The organism is Mycobacterium sp. Aquia_216 (assembly GCF_026723865.1).
GTDB lineage: Bacteria > Actinomycetota > Actinomycetes > Mycobacteriales > Mycobacteriaceae > Mycobacterium.
In genome coordinates, this window is sequence record NZ_CP113529.1 from 3,083,113 (window position 1) to 3,109,155 (window position 26,043).

Consider the following 26,043-nt stretch of genomic DNA (forward strand, 5'->3'; position numbering starts at 1 on the left):
TTCGGGGTTCTAAGGACGTGCGCACATGATCTCGTTACGCCAACATGCCTTCTCGCTGGCCGCGGTGTTCCTCGCGTTGGCCGTCGGCGTCGTGCTGGGCTCGGGCTTCTTGTCCGACACCCTGCTGTCCAGCCTGCGGGACGAGAAGCGGGACCTGTACTCGCAGATCAACGGGCTCAACGACCAGAAGAACGTGCTGAACGAAAAGCTGAGCGCGGCAAACAATTTCGACAACCAGCTGGTCGGCCGGATCGTGCACGACGCGCTGGCCGGCAAATCCGTCATCGTCTTCCGTACCCCGGATGCCAAGGACGACGACGTCGCGGCGGTTTCGAAGCTCGTCGGCCAGGCCGGAGGGAGCGTGACCGGGACGGTGTCGCTGACCCAAGAGTTCGTCGACGCCAACTCCGCGGAGAAACTGCGGACCGTGGTGAACTCGTCCGTGCTGCCCGCCGGTCAGCAGCTGAGCACCAAACTCGTCGACCAAGGGTCGCAGGCCGGCGACCTGTTGGGCATCGCGCTGCTGATCAACGCCAACCCGGCGGTCCCCGCCGTCCCAGAAATCACCGATACACAGCGCGACACCGTGCTGGCGGCGCTGCGCGACACCGGATTCGTCACGTATCAGCCCAGCGACCACATGGGAGCGGCCAACGCCGCCCTGATCGTCACCGGCGGCGCGCTACCCCAGGATGCCGGCAATCAGGGAGTCAGCGTCGCCCGCTTCTCCGCGGCGCTGGTGCCACACGGCTCGGGCACGCTGCTGGCCGGGCGGGACGGTTCGGCGACCGGTGGTGCCGCGGTCGCGGTCGCCCGCGCCGACGCCGCCATCAACTCCGCGATCAGCACCGTCGACGACGTCGATGCCGCGCCCGGGCGAATCACCGCGATCCTCGGCCTGCATGACCTGCTCAATGGCGGGCACATCGGGCAGTACGGCACCGGCCACGGGGCCACATCGATCACCGTTCCTCAGTAGCGAATCGGTCGCCGGCTGTCTCGTTGCCGGGCGTGTTAGCCGCGGCTCGGGGTCGCTGGTGTTAGGGTGGGTTTCCGTGGGTCGGCAGGCCCAGCTAATCGAAGCTAGACAATAACGACGCCCTGCCCGTCTTCACGGAGGTCGCTTTAGTGCGTAGGCATCCGCAAACCACCACCAAGCACCTCTTCGTCAGCGGTGGTGTCGCTTCCTCGCTCGGCAAGGGTCTGACCGCCAGTAGCCTCGGACAGCTGCTGACCGCGCGCGGATTGCATGTGACGATGCAAAAGCTCGACCCGTATCTCAATGTCGACCCGGGCACGATGAACCCGTTCCAGCACGGTGAGGTTTTCGTCACCGAGGACGGCGCCGAGACTGACCTCGACGTCGGCCATTACGAGCGTTTCCTGGATCGCGACCTGTCCGGTTCGGCGAATGTCACTACCGGGCAAGTGTATTCAACCGTCATTGCCAAGGAGCGTCGCGGTGAATACCTCGGCGACACGGTCCAGGTGATCCCGCACATCACCGACGAGATCAAGCGCCGTATCCGCGATATCGCCGAGCCGGACGTCAACGGCAACCGCCCGGACGTCGTCATCACCGAGATCGGCGGCACGGTCGGCGACATCGAGTCACAGCCCTTTCTGGAGGCGGCGCGGCAGGTCCGCCACGATCTCGGTCGTGAGCACGTCTTCTTTCTGCACGTGTCGCTGGTGCCGTATCTGGCCCCGTCCGGTGAACTCAAGACCAAGCCGACCCAGCACTCGGTGGCCGCGCTGCGCAGCGTCGGTATCACACCCGACGCGCTGATCCTGCGGTGCGACCGCGACGTCCCCGAACCGCTGAAGAACAAGATCGCGCTGATGTGTGACGTCGACATCGACGGTGTCATCTCCACCCCTGACGCGCCCTCGATCTACGACATCCCCAAGGTCTTGCACCGCGAGGAACTCGACGCGTATGTGGTGCGCCGGCTCAACCTGCCGTTCCGTGACGTGGACTGGACGGAGTGGGACGACCTGCTGCGGCGCGTGCACGAGCCGCACGAAACCGTGCGAATTGCGTTGGTGGGCAAGTATGTTGATTTGTCCGACGCCTATCTCTCGGTGACCGAGGCTTTGCGTGCCGGCGGGTTCCGGCACCACGCCAAGGTGGAGATGGTGTGGGTACCCTCCGACGACTGCGAGAGCGCAGCGGGTGCCGCGTCGGCGCTGGCTGACGTGCACGGTGTGCTGATCCCCGGCGGATTCGGCATCCGCGGCATCGAGGGCAAGATCGGCGCCATTCGGTATGCCCGGGCACGCGGCTTGCCGGTATTCGGGCTCTGCCTCGGGCTGCAGTGCATCGTGATCGAAGCGGCACGTTCGGTCGGTCTGACCGAGGCCAACTCCGCAGAATTCGAACCGGGCACACCGGATCCGGTCATCTCGACGATGGCCGATCAGGAACCGATCGTCGCCGGCGAAGCCGACCTCGGCGGCACCATGCGCCTGGGCGCCTACCCCGCGGTGCTCGAGCCGGATTCGATTGTGGCGCAGGCCTATGGGTCCACCCAGGTGTCCGAGCGGCACCGGCACCGCTATGAGGTCAACAACGCTTACCGCGAGCGCATCGCCGAGAGCGGCCTGAGGTTCTCCGGGACCTCGCCCGACGGCCACCTCGTCGAGTTCGTCGAATACCCGTCGGATATTCACCCGTTCGTGGTCGGCACCCAGGCCCACCCCGAGCTGAAGAGCCGGCCTACCCGGCCGCACCCGCTGTTCGTGGCATTCGTCGGCGCGGCGATCGACTACAAACAGGGCGAGCTGCTTCCGGTGGAAATCCCCGAGCACTCGTCCAACGGCATCCAGCATCGAGACAGCGCCGAGCGGTCGATACCCGAACCCGCCACTCGTGGCTGATCACGTTTTCGAGACGGCGTCGAGCGAAACGGTTTACACCGGAAAGATTTTCGCCTTGCGCCGCGACGAGGTGCGGATGCCTGGGGGCAACACCGCCGCGCGGGAAGTCCTCGAGCACTACGGCGCGGTGGCCGTCGTGGCGATGAATGACGATCATGCCATCGCGATGGTCTATCAGTACCGGCACACCTTCGGCCGGCGCTTGTGGGAGTTGCCGGCGGGTCTGCTCGACGCCGCGGGGGAGGCACCCCAGCTCTCGGCGGCGCGGGAACTGGAGGAGGAGGTCGGTCTGCGGGCCGACACCTGGGACGTGCTCGTCGATGTCGACACCGCGACCGGGTACAGCGACGAGTCGGTACGGGTCTACCTGGCCACCGGACTGACCGAGGTCGGGCGCCCCGAGGCGCATGACGAAGAAGCCGACATGACGATGCGCTGGGTCCCCATCGAGGAGGCGGTACGCCTCGTTTTCAGCGGCGAGATCGTCAATTCGATTGCGGTGGGCGGTATTTTGGCCGCTCACGCCGTGACGACGGGGGTCGCGCAGCCGCGCCCGGTGGACACCCCGTGGCCGGACAAGCCGACGGCTTTTGCCGCTCGAAAAGCCGGACAGGCGAAGCGATGACGACTGCGCTCACGCTCGAGACACAAATGCAGGGCTATCTTGACCACCTGACCATCGAGCGGGGAGTAGCGGCCAACACGCTGAGCTCGTATCGGCGCGACCTGCGCCGCTATTCGAAGCACTTGGAAGACCGAGGGATTCACGATCTGGCCAAGGTCGGTGAAGACGACGTCAGCGAATTCCTGGTGGCGTTGCGGCGCGGCGATCCCGACTCCGGGGCGGTCGGCCTCTCGGCGGTGTCGGCGGCGCGGGCGCTGATCGCGGTGCGCGGGCTGCATCGGTTCGCCGCCGCCGAGGGCCTGGCCGAACTGGATGTGGCGCGCGCGGTGCGGCCGCCGACGCCGGGCCGTCGGCTCCCCAAAAGCCTGACCCTAGACCAGGTATTGGCATTGCTGGAAGGCGCAGGCGGTGAGAGCCCCTCCGATGGTCCACTGACGCTGCGCAACCGGGCGCTGCTGGAACTGTTGTACTCCACCGGATCACGCATCTCCGAAGCCGTCGGCCTCGACGTCGACGACATCGATACCCAGGCCAGGTCGGTGCTGCTGCGTGGCAAGGGCGGCAAACAGCGGCTGGTCCCGATCGGGCGTCCGGCCGTGCAGGCGCTGGATTCCTACCTGGTGCGCGGACGCTCGGAGCTGGTTCGCCGGGGCCGCGGAACGGCGGCGATCTTCCTCAACGCCCGCGGCGGACGGTTGTCGCGGCAAAGCGCGTGGCAGGTGCTGCAGGACGCCGCCGAGCGCGCCGGGATCACCTCGGGGGTGTCGCCGCACATGCTGCGGCACTCGTTCGCCACCCACCTCCTGGAGGGCGGTGCCGACGTGCGGGTCGTGCAAGAGCTGCTCGGCCATGCTTCGGTGACGACCACACAGATTTACACACTGGTCACGGTGCACGCGTTGCGCGAAGTGTGGGCCGGCGCCCACCCGCGGGCACAGTAACCTTCTGCGCTCAACCCTTCTGCGCCGACATCGACGGTAGCGGGACGACACGCCGCAGCGCATCACGCTGGCGTCGATCTCGGCGATACCAGCCGCGCGGTTTCAGCCCAGGTAGTCGGATTCCAGCACCAAGTCGGACATCAGTGACTGGTATTCGAGGTGCGTGTTGTGCTCGACGGTGTTCCACAGCTTGCCCTGCTGCTGGCGCATGTACTCGCGGTACCTCGGTGCGCCCGGCACCCGGACGTTGTCGGCGACCGCGATCGAGCCGGTATGCAGCCAGCCGCGGTCCATGATGCTCAACAGGTCGTTGAGGTAGGCGTCCTTGTCGTGGTCGAGGAAGAGGAAATCCAGTGCGCCAGAAGTGAACCCGTGCTCGGCGGCGAGCCTGTCGAGGGTCTGCCCGCCGTCGCCGATGGTGCCGACGACACACGTCACCCGGTCGGCGACACCGGCATGTGACCAGATAGCCCGGGCGTTGGCGGCGTTGGCCTCGGCGAGCTCGACGGAAAACACCTTGGCGTTCGGGGCGGCCCGGGCGATCCGGAGCGCTCCGTATCCAACGTAGGTGCCCAGCTCCAGGACCAGCGTGGGGTCGCCGCGGCGTACGGCGGCATCCAGCAGCAGGCCCTTCTCGTCGCCGACGTTGATCAGCATCGACTTCTCGTAGGCGAACTTGTCGATGGCGGCCAGCACGTCGTCGATATCGCCGGCTCGGGCGTTGTTGACGACGTAGTCGACCACGGCGGCTTCGCGGCCGTCGCCGATCTGGCCCGTCGTGGTGAGGTTGCGAGCTCCGGCGGCCATCCGCCAGAACGACCACCGCAGCAGCGGTATCCGTCGTTTGAGGTCCATGGACACCCACGATAGCCCCGCCGTGAGTGTGCCGAATGATGCTGGTGTGACTGAAGTTAACTCTCGTCGCTCCGGACGGCGCTACCAGCGCCCTCCGCGCATATTCCCTGGTTATCTTGCCTGCGGGTCGCCCGGTTTACCGGCGCATACCCGATAGACTTTGCGACGATGTTCACCTCCGCAACACCCCGGGCATGACCGACCAGCCTGACGGCGGCGTCGAGATCGGCCTCACTGGGCGCCCCCCGCGGGCGATCCCGGAGCCCCAGCCGCGCACCTCACACGGCCCGGCCAAGGTGATTGCGATGTGCAACCAGAAGGGTGGCGTCGGCAAGACCACGTCGACGATCAACCTGGGCGCCGCGCTCGCCGAGTACGGCAGGCGGGTGCTGCTGGTGGACATGGATCCGCAGGGCGCGCTGTCCGCAGGCCTCGGTGTCCCGCACTACGAGCTGGAAAAGACCATTCACAACGTGCTGGTGGAGCCGCGGGTGTCGATCGACGACGTCCTGCTGTCCACCCGGGTCAGGTACCTCGATCTGGTGCCCAGCAATATCGACCTGTCGGCCGCCGAGATCCAGCTGGTCAACGAGGTGGGCCGGGAGCAAACCCTCGGCCGGGCGCTGCATCCGGTGCTGGACCGCTACGACTACGTCCTGATCGACTGCCAACCGTCGCTCGGCCTGCTCACGGTCAACGGCCTGGCCTGCTCGGACGGTGTGGTCATCCCCACCGAATGCGAGTACTTCTCGCTGCGCGGCCTGGCGCTGCTCACCGACACCGTGGACAAGGTGCGCGACCGGCTCAACCCGAAGCTGGAAATCAGCGGCATCCTGCTGACCCGCTACGACCCGCGCACCGTCAATGCCCGCGAGGTGATGGCCCGCGTCGTCGAACGCTTCGGTGACCTAGTGTTCGACACCGTGATCACCCGCACCGTTCGTTTCCCGGAGACCAGCGTGGCGGGCGAACCCATCACCACCTGGGCGCCGAAGTCGACGGGCGCCATCGCCTATCGCTCTCTGGCCCGCGAGTTCATCGACCGATTCGGCGCGTGAACGACACTGCCAATGGTGAGGTGCCAGCGCAGAACGGCTCCTCGACCGGTTTCCAAGTCCGCCTCACCAACTTCGAGGGGCCGTTCGATCTGCTGCTGCAGCTGATCTTCGCGCATCGTCTCGACGTGACCGAGGTGGCGCTGCACCAGGTGACCGACGACTTCATCGCCTATACCCGCGAGATCGGCCGCCAACTGGACCTCGAGGAGACCACCGCATTCCTCGTGGTCGCCGCGACGCTGCTGGATCTGAAGGCGGCCCGGCTGCTGCCGGCCGGACAGATCGACGACGAAGAAGACCTGGCGTTGCTCGAGGTGCGCGATCTGCTGTTCGCCCGGCTGCTGCAGTACCGGGCGTTCAAGCACGTCGCGGAGATGTTCGCCGAGCTGGAAGCCACCGCGCTGCGCAGCTACCCGCGTGCGGTGTCGCTGGAAGATCGTTTCACCGAACTGCTACCGGAAGTGATGATCGGTGTCGACGCCGAGCGCTTCGCCCAGATCGCCGCGGTCGCGTTCAGTCCGCGCCCGGTGCCACAGGTGGCCATCGGCCACCTGCACGAGCTCCAGGTCTCGGTTCCCGAGCAGGCGCAGAAATTGCTGGAGATCCTCGAATCGCGGGGCAGCGGCCGATGGGCCACGTTTTCCGAGTTGGTTGCCGACTGTGAGGTGCCGATGGAGGTCGTGGGTCGCTTCCTGGCGCTGCTCGAACTGTATCGGTCCCGGGCGGTAGCATTCGACCAGTCGGAGCCGCTGGGCGTGCTCCAAATTTCGTGGACCGGGGAGCGTCCGACCACCGAAGTGCGGGACGAATAATGACTCGCGCCGCGACGGTGCAGTGGGGGCACCTCCCGCTTGCGGGGGACGAAGCGAGGAGGAGGAGCGGCGCTCGTGACTGAAGACATGCCTGACCTCGATCTCGACGTCGGCATCCCGGACATCGCGGAGGCCGTGCCACTGGATGACGAGGAGCTTCGATCGGTGCTGGAGGCGCTGTTGCTGGTGGTCGACACCCCGGTCACCGACGAAGCGCTGGCGGCGGCCACGCAGCAGCCCGTCTACCGCATCGCTGCCAAGCTACAGGTGATGTCGGAGGAACTCGCGCAGCGCGACAGCGGCATCGACCTACGGAAAACCGGTGAGGGATGGCGGATGTACACCCGCGCCCGGTTCGCGCCATACGTGGAGAAGCTGCTGCTGGACGGTGCGCGCTCCAAACTCACCCGGGCCGCGCTGGAGACCCTGGCCGTGGTGGCCTATCGCCAGCCCGTGACCCGCGCGCGGGTCAGCGCCGTGCGCGGCGTCAACGTGGATGCCGTGATTCGCACGCTGCTGGCCCGTGGTCTGATCACCGAGGCCGGTGTCGACGAGGACAGTGGCGCGGTCACCTTCGCGACCACCGAGATGTTCCTGGAGCGTTTGGGGCTGGAGTCGCTGGCGGATCTGCCCGATATCGCGCCGCTGCTTCCCGACGTCGACACGATCGAGGACCTGAGCGAATCCTTGGACAGCGAGCCTCGTTTCATCAAACTGGCGGGCGGCCAGACGCCCGAACAGTCGCTGTCGTTTGACGTGGACCAGGATTGATGGCCGAAGCTCAGGGGATCCGGCTGCAAAAAGTGTTGTCCCAGGCCGGAATTGCGTCGCGCCGGGCCGCCGAGAAGTTGATCCTCGACGGTCGCGTCGAGGTGGACGGGCAGGTGGTCACCGAGCTGGGTACCCGGGTGGACCCCGATGCCTCGGTGATCCGCGTCGACGGCGCCAGGATCGCGGTCGACGAATCACAGGTTTATCTGGCGCTGAACAAGCCGCAGGGAATGCATTCGACGATGTCCGACGACCGCGGCCGGCCGTGCATCGGCGATCTGATCGAGCGGCGAGTGCGGGGCAACAAAAAGCTTTTCCACGTGGGCCGGTTGGACGCCGACACCGAGGGCCTGATCCTGCTGACCAACGACGGCGAGCTGGCACACCGATTGATGCACCCCTCCCACGAAGTGCCCAAGACATATCTGGCGACGGTCAGCGGAACGGTGCCGCGCGGGCTGGGCAAGAAACTGCGCGCCGGCATCGAGTTGGAGGATGGTCCGGCGCGTGTCGACGACTTCGCCGTGGTGGACGCCATCCCCGGAAAAACGCTGGTGCGCTTGACGTTGCACGAAGGCCGAAATCGGATTGTGCGCCGGATGCTGGCGGCGGTGGGCTTTCCGGTGGAGTCGCTGGTACGAACCGAAATCGGTGGGATATCGCTGGGCAAGCAGCGACCGGGCAGCATTCGCGCGTTGAGTCAAGGCGAGATCGGGCAACTGTACAAAGCGGTGGGCTTGTGACGAGCGGTGTGGTAGTGGCGATCGACGGCCCGGCCGGAACCGGAAAGTCCTCGGTGTCAAAAGGATTGGCGCAAGCGCTGAGGGCACGCTACCTGGACACCGGGGGCATGTACCGGATGGTGACCCTGGCCGCCTTGCGCGCCGGTATCGACCCGGAGGATGCCGAAGCGGTGGCTCGGGCCACCGAGCCGGTGCAGATGTCGATCGACTACCACCCGGAAGGGGATCGTTATTTCCTTGCCGGTGAGGATGTCTCATCCGAGATTCGCGGCGATAAGGTCACCGGTGCGGTGTCGGCGGTGTCGTCGGTTGCCGCGGTACGGACCCGGCTGGTCGCCTTGCAGCGCGAAATGGCACAGGGGCCGGGCAGTGTCGTCGTCGAGGGCCGCGACATCGGGACCGTGGTATTGCCCGACGCGCCGGTGAAGATCTTCCTGACCGCGTCGGCCGAAACGCGGGCCCGGCGCCGCAACGACCAGAATGTCGCGTCAGGTCTGGCCGACGATTACGACGGCGTGCTGGCCGATGTGCGCCGCCGCGATCACCTGGATTCCACCCGGGTGCTGTCGCCGCTGCGACCGGCGTCGGACGCGGTGATCGTCGACACCAGCGACATGACCGAGGCGCAGGTGATCGACCATCTGCTGGAGTTGGTCAAGCAGCGAAGCGAGGCGGTGCGGTGACGCAGGACGGCACCTGGTCGGACGAAAGCGATTGGGAGACTTTCGATTCCGACTCGGCGGATGTCGAGGAGCCCGGCCCCGCGCCGGTCGTGGCGATTGTTGGGCGGCCCAACGTCGGCAAGTCGACACTGGTCAACCGGATCCTGGGGCGCCGCGAGGCGGTGGTGCAAGACATTCCCGGTGTGACGCGCGACCGAGTCTCCTACGACGCGCTGTGGACCGGGCGCCGGTTCGTCGTGCAGGACACCGGCGGATGGGAGCCCGACGCCAAGGGTCTGCAGCAGCTGGTGGCCGAGCAGGCGTCGGTGGCGATGCGTACCGCCGACGCGGTGATTCTGGTGGTCGACGCCACGGTCGGGGCCACCAGCGCCGACGAGGCCGCCGCCCGCATCCTGTTGCGCTCCGGCAAGCCAGTCTTCTTGGCCGCCAACAAGGTTGACAGCGAAAAGGTCGAAGCCGACGCGGCTGCCCTGTGGTCGCTGGGCCTCGGCGAGCCGCACGCGGTCAGTGCGATACACGGTCGCGGCGTGGCCGATCTGCTCGACGAGGTGCTGGCCGTGCTGCCCCAGGTGTCCGAAGCGGCACCGGCGCCCGGCGGCCCACGGCGGGTGGCGCTGGTCGGCAAGCCCAACGTCGGCAAGAGCTCCCTGCTCAACAAGCTGGCCGGCGACGAGCGATCGGTCGTGCACGACGTCGCCGGAACCACCGTCGATCCGGTGGACTCGCTGATCGAATTGGGCGGCAAGGTCTGGCGTTTCGTCGACACCGCGGGTCTGCGCCGCAAGGTTGGGCAGGCCAGCGGTCACGAGTTCTACGCGTCGGTGCGCACGCACTCGGCCATCGATTCCGCCGAGGTGGTGCTGGTGCTGATCGACGCGTCGCAGACGCTGACCGAGCAGGATCAGCGGGTGCTCTCGATGGTGATCGAGGCGGGCCGGGCGTTGGTGCTGGCCTTCAACAAGTGGGATCTGGTCGACGAGGATCGGCGCGAGTTGCTGGACCGCGAGATCGACCGCGAGTTGGCACAGCTGCAGTGGGCGGAACGGGTCAACATCTCAGCCAAGACGGGGCGGGCTGTGCAGAAGCTGGTGCCCGCGATGGAAACCGCGCTCGCGTCGTGGGACGCCCGGATTCCGACCGGTCCGCTGAACACCTGGGTGAAGGAGATCGTGGCCGCCACACCGCCGCCGGTACGCGGCGGCAAGCAACCCCGCATTCTGTTCGCCACCCAGGCCGCCGCCCGTCCGCCGACGTTCGTGCTGTTCACCACCGGTTTCCTCGAGGCCGGCTACCGGCGCTTCCTGGAGCGGCGGCTGCGCGAGACGTTTGGATTCGCCGGCAGCCCAATTCGGATCAACGTCCGAGTTCGCGAAAAGCGATCCGCGAAGCGCCGCTGAGCTCTCGCGTTTGTCTTCTCCGTGTCGAGTGTGCGTCCACGGCGGCGAGTGTGCAGCTACGGCGCCCTCGGCGCACACCCGACGTTGACATTCGCGTGTGACCGCCAAGAGCAGAGCGAGGACGTCAGCGCGGTGGCGGTGTTGGCGGTCAGCGTCCGATGCCCGCCCAGGCGCTGGGAGACGCGCAGGTCAACCAGGCAATATCGGGTTGACGGCGCGGCTGCGGTAGGCTTTCGACCTGCTGCCGGCGGACTCACCGGCGCACGGGCTGTGGCGCAGTTTGGTAGCGCACTTGACTGGGGGTCAAGTGGTCGCAGGTTCAAATCCTGTCAGCCCGACCAGCAAGAAGCCGCGCTGATGTCCAGCGCGACCGCGGTTCACCGATCAGGGCTTGCGTCGCGCGGAACGCAGGGCGGCCTCGAAGGTGGGCAGGGGCCTAGGCGAGGCCGCTCCGTGGCCGCCGATTCACTCTGCGCTACAGGGTCATCCAGCCAACGCGGCCGACGGAGCTGCAGTTGCACTCGCGTCGAGCAACTCAGCGCGGGCCGGGGTGCACACCGCAGTCCCCAACAGCGCGTCGACGTTCAACTGAGGTTGGATACCCGCGGTGCCGGCCAGGCCCGGTGTGCCGCTCGCGGCTACCGCGGGCGCGGCGGTGGCCGGCGTGGAGGTGAGGGGAGTGGTGAGAGAGGTGATGATGACGTCGCCGTCCCCGACCACGTTCGCTGTACCGCTCGCGACGTCAACGGACACGGTGCTGCCCTCGCTGACAAAGACAGTGCCGCCTTGGGGGATGGTGAAGGGGCCGCTGGTCGCAGTGAGGAGCATGGAAGCGCTGGTGTTGGTGAGGGTGACGGTGGCGGTACCGCTTTGCACAGTGACGATGACGGTGGAGCCGGGGGCAGCGTGGATCGTCGCGGTGCCTTCTGCCCCGGTGGTGATGATGCTGGTGCCCTGGCCGAGGATGGGGTCGCTACCGGCGGTCGAGACCAGCTGATCCGTGGCGGGCGAGCCGAGTTGCTGGGAACTGGCCTGCGAGGCGAGCTGAGTTACCGATTGGCTGCGGGCGCTGGTGGCGTTGCCGGCGGCTTGGGTCACCGCGCGGGCCTGCTCATTCGACCCGTCGGGATTGGTGGTCTGCGGTGGCTCGCTGAACGGGGCCAGCGTGCTCGCGGACGCAGAGGCACCGGCGTAGCCGTACATCGCGGCGGCGTCTTGGGCCCACATCTCGGCGTAGTGCGCCTCGGTTGCCGCGATCGCGGGACTGTTCTGCCCGAAGAAGTTGGTGGCAATCAGCGCCATTAACAACGCCCGGTTCTCCGCGATCACCGGCGGGGGCACCGTCATTGAAAACGCGGCCTCATAGGCTGCCGCCGCCGCGTACGCCTGTGCGGCGGTTTGCTCAGCCGCTTTGGCGCTCACGCGCAGCCACCCGACGTAGGGCATCACCGCCCCCGACATCCTCGTCGAGGACGGCCCCCACCACGCCTGGTCAGTCAGCCACGAGACGACCGACGAGTAGCTGCCGGCGGTCGACTCCAGCTCGGCGGCCACTGCGTCCCACCCCGCCGCCGCCGCTAGCATCGGCGCTGCACCCGGCCCCGTATACATCCGGCCGGAGTTGACCTCCGGCGGCAGTCCACCAAAATCCATGGCCTTACTCATCTCCGAGTCAAGCGCGCCGATTCCTCAGCAGGACAAGAGGATCTAACGCTGCATGCGTAAACGCCGAGCGACCGCGCGCTTAAGGGCCACGGTGTAGTTGCATGAAAAGCGATGCTGCCGCTGAGTTTTTCGGCAGGGCGTTCCCGGTCGCTGTGCGGCGAGTTCATCTACGCGTGCCTACGTGTACAGGCCCAGCCCGATTTTCGTTGACCGCCGATGGTGGGTTTGGGCTCGGGCAGGGTAAAGGAAAGGGAAACAGCAGAAGCCGAAGGAAATCATGAATCCAAAGCGGGAGAGCAGATTTGAGCAACGTCGAATCGACTTCCTCGGCGTCAGTCGCGAAAATTCGCGGCGGCGCCGGATCGCAGACCACGGAGATCGCCCAGAGGGTTGTAACTTCCGTCATTTTTCATTCATTCGCCTGACGGTCCAGACCGTGTAGGGTGCCGGGATTATGAGTTCTGGGCTTTCGTGAAGCGCATCTTGATGCCACTGACGTGCGCTAGTCCCGGCCCGAAGATCGTCGTCGGGATGCCGATGTACCGACACGTGTCGGTGGCTTGGTTTTACAACTGGATGTTGATGGACAAAAGCCCCTGTGTGGGGGTGGTGTCTACCGAGGGTGTGCCGCTGCCGAGCGCGATGGACGGGATAACGAACACGGCGGTGTCGGCGTTCGGTGAGTGGGATTGGTTGGTCGTGTTCGAGGACGACATCATCCCGCCGTTGGATGCGTTCCTGCGGGTCACCGGCTACGGCGAGGATGTCGATATCGTCGGCTCCCTGAATTTCATGCATGAGCCGCCGCACTACGTGAATGCCTACACCCTGGGTAATACGCGGGCGGAACCGATGTACGGCAATGTGAAGCCGGAGGTGTTGCGGGGGTGGTTGGAGGAAGACCGTCGGTTGTTCGAGGTGGATGCGGTGGCGATGGGGTTCACCGCGATCCGGCGGAGGGTGATTGAGCGCTGGGATCAGGAGGTGCCCATGTGGTGTCCGTCGGCGGTGGTGCCGGGTCAGGACATCTATTTCTGTCATGAGGCGACGCGGCAGGGATTCTCGGTTTGGTTGGATACGGGGATGCGGTGTGCGCATTTGACGGAGGTGGCGGTCAGTCACGGCGCCGGTTGTTGATGCGCCGCGCTGTCTGTCATCGTCGGGGAGCGGCGAGGAAGGCAAACCCGGGGGGCTACCGGGTGGTGACCCTGCGGCCCGTCGAGCAGTTCCCCAATCCGGGCGTAGCGCAGACGAAGCCGGGATCTGGCCCTGCGACGTACCGGGCAGCACGCCACTGTAGACGAGATATCAGGATCTCATGTCTCATAATCGCGAACATCACCGAACAGCAACATCTTCGGCGCGCCCTCGGTCACTCCATGGCGCGCGAAATGAACGGCCAACGAATGCTGGCCGGCCAGTAGGGGCGTATTGCGTTGAACGAGTTTGGTTCGCTGTGGGTCGGGGACACCGCGACTATGCATCTTCAGCTGTTCCTATTGATCGTCGTCGTGGTGACTGCGCTGGGCTTCGATTTCACCAACGGGTTTCATGACACCGCGAACGCCATGGCCACCTCGATCGCCAGCGGCGCCCTCTCGCCGAAGGTCGCGGTCGCTCTCTCGGCAGTACTGAACCTGGTCGGCGCCTTCCTGTCTACCGCCGTGGCGGCGACCATCGCCACCGGCCTGGTCGACCAGCACCTGGTGACTCTGGAATTGGTGTTCGCCGGATTGGTCGGCGGCATCATCTGGAACCTGCTGACTTGGCTGCTGGGCATCCCGTCCAGTTCGTCGCATGCGCTGATCGGCGGCATCATTGGCGCCACCCTCGCCGCGGTCGGCGGACATGGCGTGATCTGGAAACAGCTGGTGACCGACGTGATCGCACCCGCGCTGGTCTCGCCGCTGATCGCCGGCGTTGTGGCCGCGACCGGCACCTGGCTGATCTACCGCATAGTCCGCGGCTTCTCCGAAAAACGCACCAATCGGGCCTTCCGCTACGGCCAGATCGGATCGGCCTCGCTGGTCTCGCTGGCGCATGGCACCAATGACGCCCAGAAGACAATGGGTGTCATTTTCCTGGCACTCATTTCTTACGGCGCGGCTAAAAGCAACGCGGGCACCCCACCGGTCTGGGTGATCTTCTCGTGCGCGCTGGCCATCGCGTTGGGCACCTACCTCGGCGGCTGGCGGGTGATGCGCACCCTGGGTAAGGGGCTGGTGGAGATCGAGTCGCCGCAGGGCATGGCCGCGGAGACGTCCTCGGCGGCAACGATCCTGCTTTCAAGCCACTTCGGTTACCCGTTGTCCACCACCCACGTCGTCACCGGCTCCATACTGGGTAGCGGAGTCGGCAAACCCGGCGCGGAGGTGCGTTGGAGGGTAGCCGGCCGGATGGCTACGGCGTGGCTGTTTACCCTGCCCGCCGCCGGCGGCGTCGGAGCCGGCGTCTACCTTATCGTGCACGGTATCGGTGGATTCATCGGTGCGACAACAGGTTTCGTGTTGCTGATCGCCGTCGCTACCGGAATCTGGCTGCGGTCACGTAGGTCGCAAGTCAATCAGAGGAACGTCAACGACGACTGGGAAGGCAAGGACGGCGCCCCCAGTGACAGGCGGTCAGCCAGCGGCACCCGGCGGCCAGAGACCGCCACCGCGGCCTAGCGGCAACCACCTCCGAGGTCATCGGTACCGGCTGCACCGGTTCGTCTCATCCCTCGACGGGTTAGATGGCGCTACCGCGACGGATTTTACGGAGAACCCTTGCGGCGCATGGCAGTACGCTGAGCCGCTTTTCGCAAACTGGCACAGGAGATGTCTACTGTGACGACGGGACTACGCGAGCAAGCCCGGAGTCCGGGATCGATTGATGCGGAACGCCGTTCAGTCGTTATCGAAGGGCGCCGTGGCCGACATCCTCCGTGACCGTGCTCGCCAGCGTTGCCTGGACGAGGGTCTAGCCTTTGGCAGAAGGGACCCAAAAGCGGCTTGCGGCCGTGGACGCGGTCCCGCAAGCTGCAAAGGACGCGAAAGGTGACGCCCGCGCGGCGGAAGCTCTGCCGTAGCGAAACCGACGCTCTGGCGTAGCTGTTTTGGATGCCTCGAGCTCGAGGCGTTCGCCCGTCACACTCCAGGTAACGGATCAATCAGGTAGCCGGTTCACTGAGTTCATGATCGGGTGTCGGGTGTACACGACATCGCCAATTCCTCGTTCTCAGACCATCGGGGCGTCAGGACCGAGGATAAACCCTCCGCTTACTGCCAAAATGCTGTCAATTCAAGCTATTTCGGCGTCCACTTCGGTGATATACAACACGATCCGGGCGCCGATTGAACTTAGACCCGGACGCATACGTCGGGCTCAGTAGGTAGATGACAACACCACTACCGCAGTGACAAGACAACCCTGGAGCCGAATATGAGCGCTTACATCACAGCTACCGGCAGCTTTCTGCCCGGCGACCCCGTGCCGAACGACGAAATAGAGGACTACATCGGAAAGGCGGGACGCTCGACCTCTGATCTCAAGGACATCACTCTCGCCAACTGCGGCATCAAAACGCGCCACTATGCGATCGACAAGAAACAGCAGACGGTCATTTCCAACGCGGCGATGGCAGCCAACGCCGTCCGGAACGCAGCCGAGCGCGTCGGCCTCGGTCCCGACGATGTCGAGTTGCTGTGTGCAGCCACCACGCTGCCGGACCTGATGGCACCAGGACATGCCAGCACGGTGCACGGCGAGCTGGGCTACGGCCCCCTCGAAATCGCGACCCTGCACGGGATCTGCAGTTCAGGGATTATGGCACTGAAGAACGCGTACCTGCAGGTGGCGATCGGTGAGAAGCGGACCGCGATCAGCGTGGCAAGCGAGTTCGCCTCCCGCTTCTTCAAGAACTCCCGCTATGAGGAGATGGGCGTTGTCGCCGAGGAGGGGACTCTCCCGCTCGAAGCCGCATTCTTGCGCTACATGCTCTCGGACGGGGCCGGCGCAGTGGTGATCCAGAACGAGCCCAAAACCTCTGGCATCAGCCTGCGGATCGACTGGATCTCGCTGACGTCGTACGCGAACACCGAGAAGACCTGTATGTACGGGGGCAGTCCGGATACGGGAGCCACGAAGTCATGGGGCGACTACCCGAACGCTTCGGAGGCCGCCGCCGACGGGGCGTTGGTCCTGCGGCAGGACCTTTCCCTACTCCCACACCTGGTGAAGGTCGGCGTCGACGAGTATGACCGCCTGCTCCGATTGGGCAAATTCGATCCCTCGACACTGACTTGGATCCCGGCGCACTATTCGAGTGAACGAATGAAAGACACTGTGATGAAGGAGTTTTCGCGACGCGGCATCGACGGTGGGCGGCCCGACATGTGGTACAGCAACCTGACGAGCGTCGGAAACATCGGCAGCGCTTCCATTTACGTCATCCTTGACGAGATGATGGAGCAGGGTCTGATCAAGGACGGCGACACGATGCTGTGCATGGTCCCCGAGTCCGGCCGGTTCGCAATCTCTTTCATGCATCTCACCGCGGTGTCGTCGGAGACCTCACGGTGACTATGACGTCGGAAGCTGGCCCGATGGCGCGGCCGCGCCATCGGGCGGTCGTCTACCTGTACACGCAGACGGGGCAGTTGCGCGAGACGGCGCAGGCATTGACCGCCCCGCTGGAGGCGCGAGGGTGGGACGTCCGTTGGGTCGAAGTGCGGCCGCGTGACGCGTTCCCGTTTCCCTGGCCAATTCGACGATTCTTCGGAGTGTTCCCGCACGCGGTGGACCCGCAGGCGCTCGTGGAGCTCGTCGAGCCGGCGGGCGGCTTCGACTCGGCTGCAGACGAATTGGTCATCCTGGCCTACCAGGTGTGGTACCTGGCGCCCTCGCTTCCCATCCGATCGCTGCTGAAAACGCATCCCGAGGCGGTCCGGGGCCGCACCGTCGTCTCGCTGATCGCATGCCGCAACATGTGGTATTCGGCGGCAATTGAAGCATCCGGGCTGCTGCGATCCGCGGGCGCCCGGCGCGTCGACGTAGTCGCCGCCACCGATACGCGAGGGTCGTCGACGACCCTGGTGACCACTCTGCGTTGGCTGCTGACCGGAAAACGCGCACCGTTTCTATGGTTTGGGCGAGCCGGGGTCGGCGACGACGAATTCACAAGAGTCGCCGCCGTCGGGCAGTGCATCGCCGAGTCGCGGCCATGCCCGCAAGATGCGGCGCCGGTCGTGCCCGCGTTGGCTGCGGCGGACGTCCTTGCCGGTACGGCATTTCGTAGGTGGGGCGCAACCGTCAGATCCATGCGCCGATTCGGCGGTGCCGCACACGCAGCGACTCTGCTCACATTCGTGCTCGGTCTGGGGATCGCCATCGTGATCGGTCTGCCGTTGCTCGCATTCGCGGCAGCCGTGGGCGGTGAACGCTTCGCTACCCGCGTTCGCGGCTTCGTCTACCGTCGGATCTCCTTCGATCTGCCGGTATTCGACCAGGTGGTGAGCGCATGACCGCGGCAGCACCCCGTACCGGGACGACCGGTAGCGGCGAGTCTGGAAGGGAGGCAACGATGACCGCTGAGAATCTCGATCACCAGGACCTCGTGGACTGGTTGTCCGCCAAGGTGGCCGGGCAGCTCAACGTGGCGCCGGACACCATCGACATCGACACCCCGTTGGCCGATTACGGGATTGACTCCGCCGCGAGTCTGACGCTGTGCGCGGACCTGGAGTTCGAGAAGGGAATCCCCGTCGAAACCACGATTGTGTGGGATTACGCCACCATTAATGCCATCGCGGCGTACCTCGTCACCGAGCGGGTGCTGCCATGATGCCGATCGCGGTGGTCGGTGTCGATTGCCGCTTTCCCGGCGCGCCCGACAAGGACGCGTTCTGGCGACTGCTGATGGATGGCGTGGTGGCCGACAGCGAAGTGCCTTCGCAGCGTTGGGATGTCGACTCCTACTATCGCTGCGACGGTGGTCCTGGATCGATGAATACCCGGCGCGGCCATTTCATCGACAATGTCGACACATTCGACAACGACTTCTTCGGGATAGCGCCCATCGAGGCGGGGGCGCTTGACCCGCAGCAGCGCCTGCTCCTGGAATCATCCTGGCGCGCAATCGAAGATGCCGGAATGGACCCGCGGTCGCTGGCCGGCACCCCGACCGGGGTCTTCGTCGGCATCATGTCCAGCGAGTGGAGCAACCTGCAAATTCTCGACTTCGCCGGGCTCACGGCGTTCCGCGGAACGGGCAGTGGCTATTTCATGACTGCTAACCGTATCTCCTACCACCTGGGTCTGACCGGGCCAAGCGTGGCCATCGATTCAGCCTGCTCGTCATCACTGACTGCCGTCCACCAGGGCTGCGCGGCGCTTCGCTCGGGGGAGGCCGATACCGTCATCGCGGCAGGTGCGAATCTCATTCTGACACCGTCACTTTCGATCTTCTATACCCAGGCAGGGCTGTCCGCGCCGGATGGTCGCTGCAAGCCGTTCGGGCTGGACGCCGACGGCATCGGACGCGGCGAGGGCGTGGCCGCGGTAGTGCTGCGCCGACTCGACGACGCACTTGCCGACGGGCAACCGATCTATGCGGTCGTGAAGAGTTCGGTCACCAACCACGACGGCCGCAGCAACGGCATCACGGCCCCGAGCCGCCGCTCGCAGGTGGAGCTGATGCGCCGGGCGCTGAGCCTGGCAGAGGTCGATGCCGGCCAGATCGGCTTCGTCGAGGCGCACGGCACCGGCACGGTGCTCGGCGACATGATCGAAGCCAACGCCCTCGGCGACGTGCACAAGGCACGAGCCGGGGAGCCCTGTCTGCTCGGTTCCGTGAAGGGAAACATCGGGCACACCGAGGGCAGTGCGGGGATCGCGGCGTTCATCAAGACGTGCCTGGCGTTGCACCATGGCGTGCTGCCCCCGACGGTGTTCGGCGACAGCGCCAATCCGGCCTTGCGACTGGCCGAGCACGGTCTGCAGTTGGCCGACAGTCCGCGAAAGTTACCGGTGGACGGCACGCTCGGCGCAGTGAGCTCGTTCGGCCTTGGCGGCAGTAATGCGCACGCGATTCTTCAGACGGCGCCGGCCACTGCGCTTCCCGTCGCTGGTGTGACTGGCGTCCTTACTATTTCGGCGCCGTCGGAGCGGGCGCTGCGGCGCAATGCCGAGTCGATGACGGCCGCGCTGGAGACCCTCGACACCACGCAGATGGCGTCCTGGTGCCGCTCGACCAACGTCGTCAAGCGATCAAACCGGCATCGCCTTGTCGTTGCGGGCGACCGCGACACCGTGGTTGAGGGCATCCGCCAATTTACGTCCGGCGCCGGGGACCATCTGGTGTCGTCCGCCCCGCCGCACCGGGCCCCGGCCGGCGTCGGGCTCCTGTTCTCAGGTCAGGGCACCCAGTACCCGGGCATGACCCGGCGACTCTACGACGCTCATCCGACGTACCGAGAGAGTCTTGACTCCGCGGCTGGCGCCCTAGATCCGCACCTCGGATCGGATCTGCTCGCGACGATCTTCGGCCGCGCACCGGGCCTTGATCACACCAGCTTCGCGCAGCCCGCATTGTTCGCCGTGTCCTTCGCGCTGGGAAAGACTCTGCTACAGAGCGGAATCCGGGTGCCATTCGGGATCGGCCATAGCGTCGGGGAGATCGCCGCCGCCTGTCTGGCCAACGTGCTCACCCTCGACACCGCTGCCAAGCTCGTCGCGACCAGAGCGCGGTTGATGGGCGCGTTGCCTCCAGGTGGGGCAATGATCGCGGTCGACCTCGGCGTCGAGCAGATGGAAGCACTCGTCGCTGAAGAGCCCGGGTGCGGGATCGCGGCGATCAACGGGCCGCAGTCCCTGACCATCTCCGGGGACGCCGACGCCGTGGCACGAGTGCAAGCCCTGGTTCGGCAACGGGGTGGCAAAGCGGTGAACCTGGCGGTCTCACACGCCTTCCACTCGCCGCTGATGGAGCCGATGGTGGCCGACTTCCGGCGCGAGGTAGCCGGCCTCGAGCCGGCACCCGCCGAGTTTCCGCTGTTCTCCACGGTGCTCGGCCGCGAAGTCAATGGCACAGAGATGACGGTCGACTACTGGGCCCGGCAGATCTGTTCTCCGGTGCTGTTCTTCGACGCGGTCCAGGCCGCCGTGCGGACCGGACGCGCCGACTATCTCGCCGAAGCCGGTCCTAAATCAGCGCTGCTCACACTCGCCCGACAGGGCGGAATTCCGCCGCAGACCCGCGCACTCACCTTGTGCAGCGGCCCGGATTCGGACGGCACAGAGCTGCTCGGTGTGGCGGCCACGTTGATGCGCGACGGCTACTCACCGGATCTGGCGGCGCTGTACGGCGGGGCGGCCGGACCGCCGCAGCGGATCCCGCCGTATGTCTTCGATACCTCCAGCCGGTTCTGGTTCGACGGACCGACCACCTACCCCCGGCAGCCGGCGCAGACCGCCGGTGCTCAAAGTAGCGATCCCGTCGACGAGCCTGCGGATACCGAGCAACCGCCGACCGGTGCGGAGGGCGGGGTTCTCGCGCTGATCGCCGATGTCGGCGGCTATTTGGTTACCACGCTCAGCCGATCCAAACGGCTCGCCGATGACTTGGGTTACGACTCATTGCTGCAGCTTCGCCTCCTGGACCGGCTGCGGGCGGAGTATCCGCCGCTGCACGACATCACTGTGGCCGAGGTGCTGCCGAGGATTCACAGCGTCGGTGATCTCATCGACTTCGTGATGGAGCGGCTCAACGAGGCCGGCACAGCACGATGACGCCCGTCGAATTGGTGTGCTTTCACCACGCCGGTGGTGGGGCCGCGTCGTTTCATCCGCTGCGCCGAGCGCTGGCGGACATCGGCGCCGAGGTGGCACTGACGGCGGTGACACTGCCGGGACGGGAGTCGCGCCGCGACGAGCCCCGCCATGTCGACGCCGAGACCTGCGTCCAGGCGCTCGGCGACGAGCTCGACGAACTATTGCGTCGGCCCCACGTCCTACTGGGCCATAGCATGGGCGCGATATTGGCGTATTTACTGGCGCAACAACGTATTTCGCGCGGTCTTCGGGCGCCGGAGGCGGTCATCGTCGCGTCCTGCCGCGCCCCGCACCTACCCTCTCCCCGGCTTGACCTGCAGCTACTCGGCGATTACGAGCTGGCCACCGAACTCGCGCGCTACGGCGGGCTGCCGACGGAAGTTCTGAACCGTCCAGACTGGCTGGCACTGCTGATGCCTACTGTTCGCGACGATCTGCGGATCTGTCAGTCACATTGGCGAACCGATGCGCCACCGCTTCCGTGTCCACTGCACATCGTCGGAGGCCTCGGCGACACGGTGGCGCCGCCTGACACGGTGGCTGCCTGGGCGTCGCACTCGGTGCAGCCTCAACCGGTTCGGTTTTACCCCGGCGGCCACTTCCTGTTCCGTTCGCCGGAATCGGCATTGGTAGCCAACGTTGCGCGTGTCGCCGACCAAGCGGCACGGGAAAGGAACTTACTCGCGTGAGCACATTAACCCGCGAAATGTCCGCTGCAGCGAGATTTTCGCCGCGGCACTTGACTGCAGGCACGGTCGCCGACCCAGTTCGCTTGACCTGGCGTGAAGTCCACGAACAGGCGAAACGGATGGCCGGCGGTCTGGCCGCGCGGGGGATACGCTGCCGGGGCTCGGTCGCCGTGCTGGCCACCGATGCCGCTGATATCGCGCCGCTCGCGCAGGCCGCCTGGCTGAGTCGCGCCGCGCTGACGATGCTGCAGCAACCAACTCCGCGCACCGACCTGGCGGTTTGGCTGCAAGACACGGTTCGGGCGACTGTGATGATCAAGGCCGACGTGGTCGTGATCGGGGAGCAGTTCCTGGGTGCGCTGGATCCGCTGACGGCTCAAGGACTGAAGGTGTGCACGGTCGAGTCCTTGCGCCGCGCCGACCCGATCGAGTTCGACATGTCGGATCACGCCGCCGAGTCGGATATCGCGTTGCGGCAGTTGACATCCGGATCAACCGGCGTGCCCAAAGCCGTCGAGATCAGTCACGGCAATCTCGCCGCGAATGCCGTCGCCTTGCGCGACGGGCTCGAACTCGACATCAGCACGGACGTGATGGCGAGCTGGCTGCCGCTGTCGCATGACATGGGGATGATCGCCTTCGTGTGCTTCCCCATGCAGCTGGGTATCGAAACCATCGTCGTCCCACCGGAGGAGTTCCTCAAACGACCGCTCGTCTGGGCAGAGCTGATCAGCAGGCACCGCGCGACCATCACCTCTGGCCCCAATTTCGCGTACTCCGTGCTCGCCCGCGTGCTGCAGCGCGCCGACCCGGACGCCATCGACCTTTCGTCGCTGCGCATCGCGGTGAACGGAGCAGAACCGATTGACCACCGCGACATGACCGACTTCTCTGCGATCGGCGCGCGCTTCGGTCTGCGCCCGACGGCGCTGACGCCCGCCTACGGACTCGCCGAAGCCACATTGGTTGCGTCGCTGGGGTCGGCGCACGACCAGGCGACGGTCGACCAGGTCTCACGGCAGGCCATTGCGGAAGCGCACCGCGCGCAGCCGCTGCAGGACGACTCCGCGGATGTACAGCATGTGGTGTGCGTGGGGGTACCGGTGACGGGCCTGGATCTGCGGATAAGCCGGAACGGGACAGCGTTGGCGCCCCGAGAGATCGGCGCAATCGAACTGCGTGGCCCGATGATCGCCGACAGATATCTGACCTCCGACGGTGTCCTGCCGCTCGCGACAGGCGGCTGGTTCGACAGCGGGGACCTGGGTTACCTCGACGAGGAGGGGCGACTGTATGTCTGCGGCCGCACAAAGGATCTCATCGTGCTGGCCGGCAGGAATCTCTATCCGCACGATATCGAGCGCGCGGCCGAGAGTGTCGACGGCGTGCGAAAAGGCTGCGTGATCGCGCTGCGTGTCGACGCCGATCGGGAGGGTTTCGCGGTGCTCGCCGAAGTACGCAACGCGACCGACGACGACGCACGCGCACGGATCAGCCGCGAGATCGCCGCCCGGGTGAGCAGTCAAGTCGGGCACCGCCCGCACGACATCCTGTTGTTCCCCGCCGGCGCCTTGCCGAAGACGCCGTCCGGCAAGCTGCGCCGCAGCAGCGCTCGAGAATTGCTCCCGACGTACACCCCCGCCCCAGCTATCCGCCAGACGGCTCGGCTTCAGGTGCAGAACAGGTGACCGACACCTGCGATGTCCTTGTCATCGGCGCCGGACCGGTGGGTGCCACGGCGGCGCTGCTGCTCGCGAGCTACGACATCGACTGCACCGTGGTGGAGGCACGCCACGAGCCCCAACGCCATCCCGCCGCGCACGTGCTCTCGACACGGTCGATGGAGATTTGGCGCGAGGTCGGTCTCGAGCGCGACATCCGCGGCCTCAGCGCCCCGATGCACGAGCTGCGGTGCATCGCGTACTGCACCACCTTCGCCGGGCCCGAACTCGGGAGGGTCCCACTGGCCGACTTGCCCGAGGCGCAGATGGACGCGATCGAATCGATCAGCCCTACCCGCAGCGCACATCTACCCCAGAACGTGCTGGAACCGCTGCTCTGGCAACACCTGCGCAACAGTGATCGCATCGATGTACGTACCGGCTGGCGGTACCGGTCTCACATCGACGGCCCAGACGGCGTCGCGGTCACGGTTGCCGACACCACTACCGGATCCCACCGAACAATCCTGGCGCGCTACCTGATCGCGGCCGACGGCGCAGCCAGCACAGTGCGGCGCGCGCTAGGGATCACGATGGAGGGCCCGATCCTTCAGAACGTGGTCAGCGTCCTTTTCTCCGCCGATCTCGAGGCTTTCCGCCGAAACCGCCGCGGCCCGGTCATGTGGACTCACACCGCCAAGGGGCTGGGCGCCACCATTGTGCACCGGCCGCCGGACGACCTGGTTTTCCAGATCCCCTACTTTCCGCCCTTTGAGTCGGTAGCAGACTTCCCGGCTGCGGTCTGCCGCAAGCACATAGTCGATGCGATCGGCGATCCCGCTGTCCGCGTTGACATCAAGTCGATCCAGACGTGGGCGATGACCGCCCAGGTCGCCACCGGCTACCGGGTGGGCCGGGTGTTCCTGGCCGGCGATGCCGCGCACCGGTTTCCGCCCACCGGCGGGCTGGGACTCAACACCGGTGTCGCCGACGTGCACAACCTGGCCTGGAAGCTCGCCTGGGTCCTCGCCGGGCGTGCCGACCCAGAACTGCTGGACAGCTATGAACGAGAACGCCGTCCGGTCGGCGCGGCCGCCACCGCCGACTCGGTGGCCAACTTCGACGGAATGTTCGATGTCGTTGCCACACTGGGATTGCCACGGCGAGCAGTGCGAATGCTCCCGCAAGCCGTCGCTGCGATTCCGGACTGGGTACCGCGACGTCCCGTGCGTGCCTTGCTCCGCGGGATCACCACGCTGGGATACCAGCGGTTCCGCCTGGCCAAGTCGCCGGGCCGGATCGGTCAGCGGATCCGCCGCCGGGCCGCGGCGGCGATCGCCGAGCAGGGTCCGCACTATCGCAGCTGGGGACGCGACCTCGGGGTGCGTTACAGGCGCGGCGCCGTGATCGGCGATCGGCTGCCGCCACCGGCCAGCGATCCAGAGTTCTATATCCCAGCTGTGCGCGCCGGCGCCCGGCTGCCGCACGTCTGGCTCGAGGACGGCGCTCGGCGGGTGTCCACCCTGGATCTAATCAACCGTGACGACCTGACACTGCTGGTGTCCGAAGCAAGCCATTTGGTGTGGAAGCTTGCGGCGGAGGGGCTCTCGTTGTCGGTAGTGCCGGTCGGCGATGCTGGGCACGGCATATTCCACACCGGCGTCGCTGGCGCCGATCCAGATGCACTGTTGGTACGGCCCGATGGCCACATCGCCGCCGTGCTGCACTCGGACCGGGATGGCGCTCCACTGCTGCGCCGAGCACTGCACGTCGTCGGCGCCTTCGCGCCGAGCCACAAAGGACTGATCGCATGAACGACGTTGCGGCAGAGGCTGTCGAGCTGCGACTACTGACCCACCGGCCGACGGAGATGACGCAGTGGTGGGCGGCGCTACTCGACGCAGCTCCCCAGCCGTTGAATGCCCGGATGACCGCCATCCACGGTGATTACCTACGGGTGGTGATCGAGCGTTCACCGATCGCACTTGATTACCATCCCGAAGCCAGTGGTGTCACCGCCATCAAATTGGCCATCAGGGATGTGCAGGCGGCATGTCCGGCATTGAACAGGTTGAGCCAGTTGGGTTCTCATCCCCATCGCGCGACCGGCCAACCCGGCGCGACGGCGCTCTGGTTCCGCGATCCCAATGGCACCGACGTGGCCCTGCAACTGCCCGTGGCCATCGGCCACCATGCCACTGCAGCCGGTGTATGGCCCGATGAGGTAGACCCCAAAGACGTGCTTGCTTACATCAACAGCCAACCATCAGCCACCATCCACCAGCCGCCCGAACCGGAATAGCACACCGTGTTACATCACACTGTTCGGCCGAACGGACCAGATGTCCGAAGGGAGAAGACGGAAGCCCTGGTACATCACTAGGCGCCGCAATACTATGCGGGCTCGCCACTTTCGGTTCATGCTCGCGCAGCCACTCGCTCTAGGTCAAGGTCA

General features: G+C 66.0%; 22 protein-coding genes and 1 tRNA gene. 21 read left to right on the forward strand and 2 right to left on the reverse strand.

The window, feature by feature from the left end; all coding sequences use genetic code 11:
* The first annotated feature begins 25 nt into the window (after positions 1–25).
* From OK015_RS14295 to xerD, 4 genes are all read left to right on the forward strand, one after another.
* Complete coding sequence (locus tag OK015_RS14295) at positions 26–979, forward strand: copper transporter (RefSeq protein WP_268123716.1); 954 nt, start codon at positions 26–28, stop codon at positions 977–979.
* Positions 980–1,128: 149 nt separating this feature from the next.
* On the forward strand, positions 1,129–2,880 hold the full coding sequence (locus OK015_RS14300; protein ID WP_268123718.1) for a CTP synthase: 1,752 nt from the start codon (positions 1,129–1,131) through the stop codon (positions 2,878–2,880).
* Positions 2,873–3,505 (forward strand): NUDIX domain-containing protein, encoded by a 633-nt coding sequence (locus OK015_RS14305; protein ID WP_268123720.1) that lies wholly within the window; start codon positions 2,873–2,875, stop codon positions 3,503–3,505. Before OK015_RS14300 ends, OK015_RS14305 begins: the two co-directional genes overlap by 8 nt.
* Positions 3,502–4,446: a site-specific tyrosine recombinase XerD gene (gene xerD, locus OK015_RS14310; protein WP_268123722.1), complete on the forward strand. Its 945-nt coding sequence runs from the start codon at positions 3,502–3,504 to the stop codon at positions 4,444–4,446. The genes OK015_RS14305 and xerD overlap by 4 nt, the downstream gene beginning before the upstream one ends.
* A gap of 102 nt (positions 4,447–4,548) precedes the next feature.
* Here xerD and OK015_RS14315 read toward each other — a convergent pair whose 3' ends face one another.
* Positions 4,549–5,301, reverse strand: coding sequence for an O-methyltransferase (locus OK015_RS14315; RefSeq protein WP_268123724.1), 753 nt, complete (start codon positions 5,299–5,301; stop codon positions 4,549–4,551).
* Positions 5,302–5,495: 194 nt separating this feature from the next.
* Between OK015_RS14315 and OK015_RS14320 the strand changes: the two genes are divergently transcribed.
* The 7 genes from OK015_RS14320 to OK015_RS14350 all read left to right on the forward strand — a co-directional run bounded on the left by OK015_RS14320 (position 5,496) and on the right by OK015_RS14350 (position 11,106).
* A complete protein-coding gene (locus OK015_RS14320; protein ID WP_268123726.1) occupies positions 5,496–6,359 on the forward strand; it encodes a ParA family protein in 864 nt (287 codons plus the stop codon).
* On the forward strand, positions 6,356–7,171 hold the full coding sequence (locus tag OK015_RS14325) for a segregation/condensation protein A (RefSeq protein ID WP_268123728.1): 816 nt from the start codon (positions 6,356–6,358) through the stop codon (positions 7,169–7,171). The genes OK015_RS14320 and OK015_RS14325 overlap by 4 nt, the downstream gene beginning before the upstream one ends.
* 75 nt (positions 7,172–7,246) lie before the next feature.
* On the forward strand, positions 7,247–7,942 hold the full coding sequence (gene scpB, locus OK015_RS14330) for an SMC-Scp complex subunit ScpB (RefSeq protein WP_268123730.1): 696 nt from the start codon (positions 7,247–7,249) through the stop codon (positions 7,940–7,942).
* Positions 7,942–8,685 (forward strand): pseudouridine synthase, encoded by a 744-nt coding sequence (locus OK015_RS14335; RefSeq protein ID WP_268123732.1) that lies wholly within the window; start codon positions 7,942–7,944, stop codon positions 8,683–8,685. The genes scpB and OK015_RS14335 overlap by 1 nt, the downstream gene beginning before the upstream one ends.
* The gene (gene cmk / locus OK015_RS14340; RefSeq protein ID WP_268123734.1) at positions 8,682–9,368 is read left to right on the forward strand and encodes a (d)CMP kinase; all 687 of its coding nucleotides are present in this window, start codon (positions 8,682–8,684) and stop codon (positions 9,366–9,368) included. Before OK015_RS14335 ends, cmk begins: the two co-directional genes overlap by 4 nt.
* Positions 9,365–10,765: a ribosome biogenesis GTPase Der gene (gene der, locus OK015_RS14345; RefSeq protein WP_268123736.1), complete on the forward strand. Its 1,401-nt coding sequence runs from the start codon at positions 9,365–9,367 to the stop codon at positions 10,763–10,765. Before cmk ends, der begins: the two co-directional genes overlap by 4 nt.
* Positions 10,766–11,029: 264 nt before the next feature.
* A tRNA-Pro gene (locus OK015_RS14350) sits at positions 11,030–11,106 on the forward strand.
* Between the two features lie 142 nt (positions 11,107–11,248).
* On the opposite strand, the gene OK015_RS29060 is transcribed toward OK015_RS14350, so the two are convergent.
* Positions 11,249–12,418: a PPE family protein gene (locus OK015_RS29060; protein WP_326498481.1), complete on the reverse strand. Its 1,170-nt coding sequence runs from the start codon at positions 12,416–12,418 to the stop codon at positions 11,249–11,251.
* Between the two features lie 483 nt (positions 12,419–12,901).
* On the opposite strand from OK015_RS29060, the gene OK015_RS14360 reads away from it, so the two are divergent.
* From OK015_RS14360 to OK015_RS14405, 10 genes are all read left to right on the forward strand, one after another.
* Positions 12,902–13,567 carry a hypothetical protein gene (locus OK015_RS14360; RefSeq protein ID WP_268123738.1) on the forward strand — a complete coding sequence of 222 codons (666 nt, stop codon included), beginning with the start codon at positions 12,902–12,904 and terminating at the stop codon, positions 13,565–13,567.
* Between the two features lie 341 nt (positions 13,568–13,908).
* Positions 13,909–15,096 (forward strand): inorganic phosphate transporter, encoded by a 1,188-nt coding sequence (locus OK015_RS14365; protein WP_326498549.1) that lies wholly within the window; start codon positions 13,909–13,911, stop codon positions 15,094–15,096.
* 754 nt (positions 15,097–15,850) lie between these two features.
* A complete protein-coding gene (locus OK015_RS14370) occupies positions 15,851–16,990 on the forward strand; it encodes a 3-oxoacyl-[acyl-carrier-protein] synthase III C-terminal domain-containing protein (protein WP_268123740.1) in 1,140 nt (379 codons plus the stop codon).
* A 23-nt stretch (positions 16,991–17,013) separates the two neighbouring features.
* A complete protein-coding gene (locus OK015_RS14375; protein ID WP_268123742.1) occupies positions 17,014–17,931 on the forward strand; it encodes a hypothetical protein in 918 nt (305 codons plus the stop codon).
* A gap of 59 nt (positions 17,932–17,990) precedes the next feature.
* Entirely contained in the window at positions 17,991–18,251 is a 261-nt protein-coding gene (locus OK015_RS14380; RefSeq protein ID WP_268123744.1) for an acyl carrier protein, read from the forward strand.
* Positions 18,248–21,196, forward strand: coding sequence for a type I polyketide synthase (locus OK015_RS14385; protein ID WP_268123746.1), 2,949 nt, complete (start codon positions 18,248–18,250; stop codon positions 21,194–21,196). The genes OK015_RS14380 and OK015_RS14385 overlap by 4 nt, the downstream gene beginning before the upstream one ends.
* Positions 21,193–21,927 (forward strand): thioesterase II family protein, encoded by a 735-nt coding sequence (locus OK015_RS14390; protein ID WP_268123748.1) that lies wholly within the window; start codon positions 21,193–21,195, stop codon positions 21,925–21,927. Before OK015_RS14385 ends, OK015_RS14390 begins: the two co-directional genes overlap by 4 nt.
* Positions 21,924–23,615: a fatty acyl-AMP ligase gene (locus OK015_RS14395; RefSeq protein WP_268123750.1), complete on the forward strand. Its 1,692-nt coding sequence runs from the start codon at positions 21,924–21,926 to the stop codon at positions 23,613–23,615. Before OK015_RS14390 ends, OK015_RS14395 begins: the two co-directional genes overlap by 4 nt.
* Positions 23,612–25,402 (forward strand): FAD-dependent monooxygenase, encoded by a 1,791-nt coding sequence (locus OK015_RS14400; protein WP_268123752.1) that lies wholly within the window; start codon positions 23,612–23,614, stop codon positions 25,400–25,402. The genes OK015_RS14395 and OK015_RS14400 overlap by 4 nt, the downstream gene beginning before the upstream one ends.
* On the forward strand, positions 25,399–25,890 hold the full coding sequence (locus OK015_RS14405; protein ID WP_268123754.1) for a hypothetical protein: 492 nt from the start codon (positions 25,399–25,401) through the stop codon (positions 25,888–25,890). Before OK015_RS14400 ends, OK015_RS14405 begins: the two co-directional genes overlap by 4 nt.
* Positions 25,891–26,043 lie beyond the last annotated feature (153 nt).